This window comes from Neisseria sicca 4320, from assembly GCF_000193735.1.
In the GTDB taxonomy this organism is placed as follows: domain Bacteria; phylum Pseudomonadota; class Gammaproteobacteria; order Burkholderiales; family Neisseriaceae; genus Neisseria; species Neisseria sicca_E.
This window is the reverse complement of record NZ_AEPF01000161.1, coordinates 1-6,775: the sequence shown is the minus strand read 5'-3', so window position 1 is coordinate 6,775 and position 6,775 is coordinate 1. Positions and strand designations below refer to the sequence as shown.

General features: G+C 51.9%; 7 protein-coding genes and 1 tRNA gene. 4 read left to right on the top strand and 4 right to left on the bottom strand.

Annotation, left to right across the window (positions count from 1 at the left end):
• Positions 1–194: 194 nt before the first annotated feature.
• Positions 195–287 (bottom strand) — tRNA-Ser (locus tag NSCA4_RS0112195).
• Positions 288–452: 165 nt separating this feature from the next.
• Between NSCA4_RS0112195 and NSCA4_RS0112190 the strand changes: the two genes are divergently transcribed.
• Positions 453–1,013 (top strand): pseudouridine synthase, encoded by a 561-nt coding sequence (locus NSCA4_RS0112190; protein ID WP_029609768.1) that lies wholly within the window; start codon positions 453–455, stop codon positions 1,011–1,013.
• Positions 1,014–1,107: 94 nt separating this feature from the next.
• Here NSCA4_RS0112190 and NSCA4_RS0112185 read toward each other — a convergent pair whose 3' ends face one another.
• The 3 genes from NSCA4_RS0112185 to dapA form a co-directional block, all read right to left on the bottom strand.
• On the bottom strand, positions 1,108–1,914 hold the full coding sequence (locus NSCA4_RS0112185) for a DUF4198 domain-containing protein (RefSeq protein WP_016688367.1): 807 nt from the start codon (positions 1,912–1,914) through the stop codon (positions 1,108–1,110).
• Positions 1,915–2,208: 294 nt separating this feature from the next.
• Entirely contained in the window at positions 2,209–3,336 is a 1,128-nt protein-coding gene (locus NSCA4_RS0112180; protein WP_016688366.1) for an NlpB/DapX family lipoprotein, read from the bottom strand.
• 72 nt (positions 3,337–3,408) lie between these two features.
• Complete coding sequence (dapA, locus tag NSCA4_RS0112175) at positions 3,409–4,290, bottom strand: 4-hydroxy-tetrahydrodipicolinate synthase (protein ID WP_016688365.1); 882 nt, start codon at positions 4,288–4,290, stop codon at positions 3,409–3,411.
• A gap of 353 nt (positions 4,291–4,643) precedes the next feature.
• Here dapA and NSCA4_RS0112170 point away from each other — a divergent pair, with 353 nt between their 5' ends.
• The 3 genes from NSCA4_RS0112170 (at position 4,644) to rlmB (ending at position 6,516) form a co-directional block, all read left to right on the top strand.
• On the top strand, positions 4,644–5,354 hold the full coding sequence (locus NSCA4_RS0112170; protein ID WP_029609767.1) for an AzlC family ABC transporter permease: 711 nt from the start codon (positions 4,644–4,646) through the stop codon (positions 5,352–5,354).
• A complete protein-coding gene (locus NSCA4_RS0112165; RefSeq protein ID WP_016688363.1) occupies positions 5,351–5,659 on the top strand; it encodes an AzlD family protein in 309 nt (102 codons plus the stop codon). Before NSCA4_RS0112170 ends, NSCA4_RS0112165 begins: the two co-directional genes overlap by 4 nt.
• A 107-nt stretch (positions 5,660–5,766) precedes the next feature.
• A complete protein-coding gene (gene rlmB / locus NSCA4_RS0112160; protein WP_003757497.1) occupies positions 5,767–6,516 on the top strand; it encodes a 23S rRNA (guanosine(2251)-2'-O)-methyltransferase RlmB in 750 nt (249 codons plus the stop codon).
• Positions 6,517–6,775 lie beyond the last annotated feature (259 nt).

The window sequence follows — 6,775 nt, the reverse complement described above, 5'->3', positions numbered from 1 at the left end:
AATCAGGTTTTTCAGACGACCTTTTATATAAACCGGGTCTGACAAGGAGTTTACCGCAGTGATAGTCGGTTATAATGAGCTGTTTGCTATCCGTTGCTGTTCTTAATCCTGATTGCACGGGGGGACATGACTGCTTTTTTGTTTCATAGGTAAATAAAGAAAACCCGCCGAATAATCGGCGGGTTTTCGTATGGTGGCGGAGTAAGAGGGATTCGAACCCTCGATGCAGGTTGACCCCACATGCTTCCTTAGCAGGGAAGTGCCTTCAGCCTCTCAGCCATTACTCCTAAGGAAGTGCGTAATATACTGGTTTGGCTCGGACGTGTCAAGCCGAGCCTGAGTGTATTTTTTAACCGTATGAAATCATTTGTATAAAATATAAAGAAACGTAAAATTGTAACTCGTATGCGGCGGCTGGTACAATTCATGCTTGGTTTCAGGATGTGATGAAAATGAATGATTTGATTGTATTAAACAAGCCTTATGGCGTGATTTGCCAGTTTACGGCGCATGAAAAGTATGGGTGTTTGAAAGATTATGTGTCGCTGCCGGATTTTTATCCGGCGGGGCGTTTGGATACGGACAGCGAAGGTTTGCTGCTGTTGACGAACAACGGACATTTGCAGGCGCGGATTGCGGATCCTAAGTTTAAACTGGAGAAAACTTATTGGGCGCAGGTGGAAGGTTCGCCCGAAGAAGCGAAGCTGGATATGCTGCGGCGCGGGGTGGATTTGGGGGATTTTGTCACGCGTCCGGCAAAGGTTCGCATGTTGGAAGCAGGTGAAGCGGATGTTTTATGGCTGCGCGTGCCGCCTATCCGCGTGCGCAAATCCGTGCCTGATTTTTGGGTGGAAATTCGGATTTCGGAAGGCAAAAACCGTCAGGTCAGGCGGATGACGGCTAAGGCGGGTTTTCCGTGTCTGCGTTTGGTCAGGGTGGCGATAGGTCGTCTGAACCTGTTTGATTTGGGCTTAGAGCTTGGTCAATGGACGTTTGCGCCGCATAAGCCTTGATGAATGGCTGCCTATTAAATTGATTGGCTGATAAAGAGAAAGGTCGTCTGAAAACCCTGCAATACGGTTTTCAGACGACCTTTATTATTGGATATTAATGATGCGTATGACCGATTTGGAAGGTCATGGTGGTGTAGTTCGCCTGTTTTTGGCACACGCTTTGATCGGGGAAATCGGCTTTGTGTTCTACGCTGGCTTTCCAGAAGCCTTGACGCAGGGGGATGATGCTGACTTCGCCTTTGTCGTCCGTGGTATCGGAGAAGGCTTGGGCTTCGGTTTTGTGGGTTTTGCTGCGGTCGCTGGTGTCGAAACCGTCAAATGTGGCGGTAACGGTGGCATTCGGCAGCGGCTCGCCGTTGAAAAGGACGCGGACTTTGAAACGTTCGCCGACGTGGACGTTGGCGGAGTTATTCAGCGGGACGATTTCTAGATGTTGTCCGACTTGCTTGGTGATGACGGCGGTGTCTGCACTTTCGTGTCCGACGTTGACGATGTTTTTACCGAACATTCGGGTTTGTTCGCAATAGCTGGCGTCAGGCATTTCTTTGATGCTCGCCTGTTTCCAACCTGCGCTGTTTTTAGACCAAAAGGTCGGTTGGTATTCGGCGATAACGAGGTAGCTGCCGTCTTTAACCGGCTGTTTGCTGCGGTATTGGTAGTTGAACGTCCCTTTTTGAATCAGATTTTCTTTGCCTTTTTCGGTAACGAGCTGCATGGGTTTGCTGAAAATGTGCAAGCGGTCTTTTGCGATGGGTTCGAGTTCGGGGAACTCGCCGTAGCCCAATTCGGCTTGCAGATATTCGCCGCCGTGCGTATGGGCGGTTTCGACCCAGACGCGGTGTGCTTGGGCAGCTGTGCTGAACAGAAGCGCGGATGCGATGAACAATGCGGTTTTTTTCATGGATTCTCCAAATGTATCGGGTAGAAAATTTGATTGGTTATAATATAACAATTTTATTTATAGCGAAACGGTTTCATGAAAAAAGGTCGTCTGAAACAGGATTTCTGTTTTCAGAAGACCTTTCTCTTAACTGATGTTTAAGCATCAATAGGCCTCATAATTAATCTGATGTCTTCGTTTTTCACTCGAATCAATAAATTGACATGTCTATTTTGTGAACGGCTGTATTTTGCTTGTCGCTTTTGGTAAGCGCAAAAAAAAACCTCCTGCGGACAGGAGGTTTTGAAAAGCGGGTTAGCGTAATTCGGTATGCAGGCGGCTGATGAGCGTAGAGGCATCGCTGCCGTTGTATGCGCTGCCGTCTTTGTTGAGAAGGCGGATTCGTGAACCGCCGTTGACAGGCTCGACGAATACGATGATTTCGGGGTAGGCTGCCGGTTTCTCAACTTTTTTACCTTTGCCGAACATACGGCCGAAGAAGCCCGGTTTTTTCGTGGAAACGGCTTCGCTTTCGTTAGGTGCCTGTTGAACCAAGAAGGCGTGGCGTTCGATGTTTTGACCCAAGACGTTCAAGCCGATGCGGTCGAGGGCGAGCGCGGTGCGGCGCCAGCTGCGGCCGTAGTCGCCGGAGACGAGCAGGGTGTTGCCGTCGATTCGAGCCAAATCGTTGCCGCTGCGTTTGGCAACGCTTTGGGTCAGCGCGTTTTCGGCTTGTTGCTGATCGACGCCCATATATTGCATGAAGCGTGCGAGGAAGGCGGCTTCAAGGTTGGGATCGTTGGCAGCAGGCTGCCATGTGGTCGTATCTTTGTTTTTGTCTGCGTAAACTTCTTTCATGCCTTTGTGGGCGAAGAAAACGTCGGTCATGCCGTTTTTGCCTTGTTCGATACGGATGATGAATTTATCGCGCTCGCTGGTGGAATAGATGCCGCCTAAGCCGACTTTGTCCAACAGGCGGCGCAGGCCGTCTTGCGGAATTTTGGCGCGGTTTTCAGCCCACTCGGTTTCCATTTGACCGATACCGGGTTCTTCGGATTTGATGTCGAAGCCGTTTTCTTGCCAGAATGCTTTCAGCAAAGGCCAAATTTCGGCAGGGGATTTGCCTTGGACTTCAACCCAGCGTTGGTTGCCGTCGCGCTCCAAACGGACGCCTTTGACGGATTTGAGGACTTCGGAGTTGGCGGCTTGTTGGGTTGCCGATGTGCGGCGGCTCAGGTCGCTGGCGCGGACGGCACCGCTGCCTGCGGGTACTTGATAGAGGTTGCCTTGGTCGGGATTGTTCAAATCAGGCGGTACTTCTAATTTGACGATTTTGCGTGTCTGGGTTTGGTAATCCAGCTTGGGCAGGTCTTTTTTGTTGCCCGAACAAGCGGTCATGCTGATCAGGGCGATTGCTACGACGACAGGTTTCATATAGGTCATATTGGTTTCCTGTGGGATGTGATGAGTTAACGGCAGGTCGTCTGAAAAGGGTTTTCAGACGACCTTTGCGGTTTATGCGGTGAGTTGTCCGGATTCTTGCAATGCGGCGCGGACTTTTGCCTGTCCGGCTTCGGTCAGGGGGACGAGCGGCAGGCGGACATAAGGTTCGCATTTGCCCAACGCGGATACGCCCCATTTGGGCGCGGCAGGGCTTGGTTCGCAGAACATAGTGTTATAAATCGGAATCAGGCGGTCATTTAATTGACGGGCGGTCGCAATATCGCCTGCAAGGGCGGCGCGGCACATATCGGCGAAGAGTTTGGGGGCGACGTTGGCGGCCACGGTAACGACGCCGTGTCCGCCGCAGAGCATGAAGGGCAGACCGGTGGGGTCGTCGCCGGAAAGGATGGTGAAACCTTCGGGCGCGTGTTTGATTAATTCGAGATTGTTGCCGATATCGCCGCTGGCTTCTTTGACGCCGACGATGTTCGGGATTTTGGCGAGGCGCAGGATGGTGTCGTTGGTCATACCGACGACGGTGCGGCCGGGTACGTTGTAGATAATCATCGGAATCGAAGTGGCTTCGGCGATGGTTTTGAAATGTTGGTAAATGCCTTCTTGGGAGGGCTTGTTGTAATAGGGGACGACGGAAAGGGTGTAGTCTGCGCCGGCTTTTTCGGCGGCACGGGAGAGCGCGATGGCTTCAAGGGTATTGTTGGCGCCGGTGCCGGCGATAACGGGGACTCGCTTGTTGACGTGTTTGACCGTTTCTTCGATTACGCTTAGATGCTCTTCGACGGAGAGTGTGGCGGATTCGCCTGTCGTGCCGACGGCGACGATGCCGTCAGTACCGTTTTCGATATGCCAGTCGATCAAATCGCGGAGTTGTTCGTAATGGATGCTGCCGTCTTGATTCATGGGGGTAATCAGGGCAACCAAACTGCCTTGTAACATAAGGAAACCTTTTATTTGTAGGGCGCAATAGGGTTTGCTTCTAAATGGAAGGAAATGCTTTGGATTGTAGCTTACTTTGTTGTTTGTGTGAAACATCTTGACCGGGCGGTCGCTATGCGAAGCTGAACGTAATGTTTATCTTAATGAATAATGATGTTTTTAATCAAAAATTTAGCATATTTTCATAGTGAAATGCCTGTCAAGGATTAAAAAGTGTTAAAGTCTTGCGGCGATGATTTTTGCTTTATCGAAGCCCGTTTCAGACGACCTTTTTAAGTTTGTCCGACTGTGTATAATACCTTCCCTCATTTTTCATCTTCAAACCCTAAACCCTCTTTAAGCTCCCCAATAAAATGACACACCCCAATTCTCCGCAATCCGAATTTCTACGCGGCATCAAAGAAACCTCGCCCATGCTCATCGGGCTTTTGCCGTGGGCGTTGATATTGGGTATGCAGGGCGGTCAGAAGGGCATGAGTTGGCTGGAAATGCTGCTGATGACGGGCATGAATTTCGCCGGCGGCTCGGAATTTGCGGCAGTCAATCTGTGGGCAAACCCGTTGCCGATTCTGCTGATTGCCACCGTTACCTTCATGATTAATTCGCGCCATATTCTGATGGGGGCGGCAATCGCGCCTTATATGCGGGATATGCCGTTGAGAAAAGCCATGCCCGCGCTGTTTTTTATGTGCGACGAAAGTTGGGCGATGGCGTTTGCGGAAATCCAAAAACGCAAGGCAATGGGGCTGCCGGCATTCAATATGCCATTTTATGCGGGCGTATGCTTTATCCTGTATACCACTTGGATCGGCTTTGCGGCTTTTGGCGCAGCGGTCGGGCCGATGTTCGGCGATGTCGCGGCATGGGGCTTCGGCATGGCGTTTCCCGCCGTATTTTTGGTGCTGCTGCGGGGTATGTGGAAAAGCTTTAAGGCGGCACGCCTTTGGTTTGTCAGCCTGATTGTAGCGTGCGGGACTTATTTGTCGGTGGACGGGCATTGGTATGTGCCGATGGGTGCGATTTCCGGCCTGCTCGCCGCCTATCTTTGGGGAGAGAAGGAATGAAGGATTTGCTCTCTTGGCAGTCGTTCCTGCTGTTTGCCGGCATGCTGGCGGTAACGTATTCCACCCGCCTTATCGGCTTTTTTGCCTTGCGCAACCGCACCTTAAGCCGCCGCGCACAAATCGTGATGCAAGCCGCGCCGGGCTGCGTGTTGATTTCCGTCATCGCGCCTTATTTCGTGTCCGACAAACCGCACGAGCTGATTGCCATTGCGCTGACCGTGCTTGCCGCAAGCAGGTTTTCCATGTTGGTTACCGTGTTGATCGGTGTCGGCAGTTCCGGGCTGTTGGGGTATTTGATGCGCTAGGCGGCTGCGTTTTCGTGATACCGGTTATCTGCTTTCAGACGACCTTTCCCTTTCAGACGACCTTATCTTGTTATAATGTCGTCTGAAATTTTTTATAAAGCAAAATCATGGCAAACCAAAGACTCATCTACGGCTTCCACGCCGTCAACGCCCGCCTGTGGCAAAACCCGAAATCGATTACCGAACTCTACGTCCAAGAAGGCAAAAATGATGCCCGCACGCGCGATGTGTTGGAAAAAGCGGCAAACGAAAACGTGCGCGTACACTTCGCCGACGCCGACCGCCTCAACGCCATCAGCAAAGGTGCGCGGCATCAGGGCGTGGTCGGGTTTATCGACGCTTCCAAAAACCACGTCCACCTCGAAGACGTATTGGAAAACCTGAGCGAACCGCCGCTATTGCTGATACTCGACGGTATCACCGACCCGCACAACCTCGGCGCGTGCCTGCGAACTGCCGACGCAATGGGCGTACACGCCGTCATCGCGCCGAAAGACAAAAGCGCAGGACTGAATGCCACCGTCAGCAAAGTCGCCTGCGGCGCGGCGGAAACCGTCCCCTACATCACCGTAACCAACCTTGCCCGCACCCTGCGCGAGTTGAAAGAATACGGCATCTGGATCATCGGAACCGACATGGGCGGCGATTCCGACCTCTACCATTGCGACCTGCCCGACAGCGCGGCATGGGTAATGGGCAACGAAGGCGAAGGCATGCGCCGCCTGACGCGCGAGCATTGCGACATGCTGGTGTCGATACCCATGTTCGGCACGGTCGAAAGCATGAACGTCTCCGTCAGCGCAGGCATGGTGTTGAGCGAAACGCGCCGTCAGCGGGTGTTGAAAGCAGAGAAATAACGCTTAGGTTTATGAACTGAAAACGTCGTCTGAAAACTGGAAGTTTGGTTTTCAGACGACGTTTGTTATAGGCGGATTAGCACTGTCATTCCCGCCCCCGCCTACGCGAGAACAGGCTACGGCGGGAATCCATCGTAAGACCTAAGAAACCCTGATTTGAAAAACAGTTTCCGAATTTCAAAAATGGATTCCCGCCTGCCCGGGAATGACGACAACCGGTAAATTGCGTATCGAAAATAAAGTAACTTAGATATAGGTA

Coding starts and splice junctions, on each gene's coding strand:
- NSCA4_RS0112190 (WP_029609768.1), top strand. CDS start 453: ATGAATGATTTGATTGTATTAAACAAGCCTTATGGCGTGATTTGCCAG.
- NSCA4_RS0112185 (WP_016688367.1), bottom strand. CDS start 1,914: ATGAAAAAAACCGCATTGTTCATCGCATCCGCGCTTCTGTTCAGCACA.
- NSCA4_RS0112180 (WP_016688366.1), bottom strand. CDS start 3,336: ATGACCTATATGAAACCTGTCGTCGTAGCAATCGCCCTGATCAGCATG.
- dapA (WP_016688365.1), bottom strand. CDS start 4,290: ATGTTACAAGGCAGTTTGGTTGCCCTGATTACCCCCATGAATCAAGAC.
- NSCA4_RS0112170 (WP_029609767.1), top strand. CDS start 4,644: ATGACACACCCCAATTCTCCGCAATCCGAATTTCTACGCGGCATCAAA.
- NSCA4_RS0112165 (WP_016688363.1), top strand. CDS start 5,351: ATGAAGGATTTGCTCTCTTGGCAGTCGTTCCTGCTGTTTGCCGGCATG.
- rlmB (WP_003757497.1), top strand. CDS start 5,767: ATGGCAAACCAAAGACTCATCTACGGCTTCCACGCCGTCAACGCCCGC.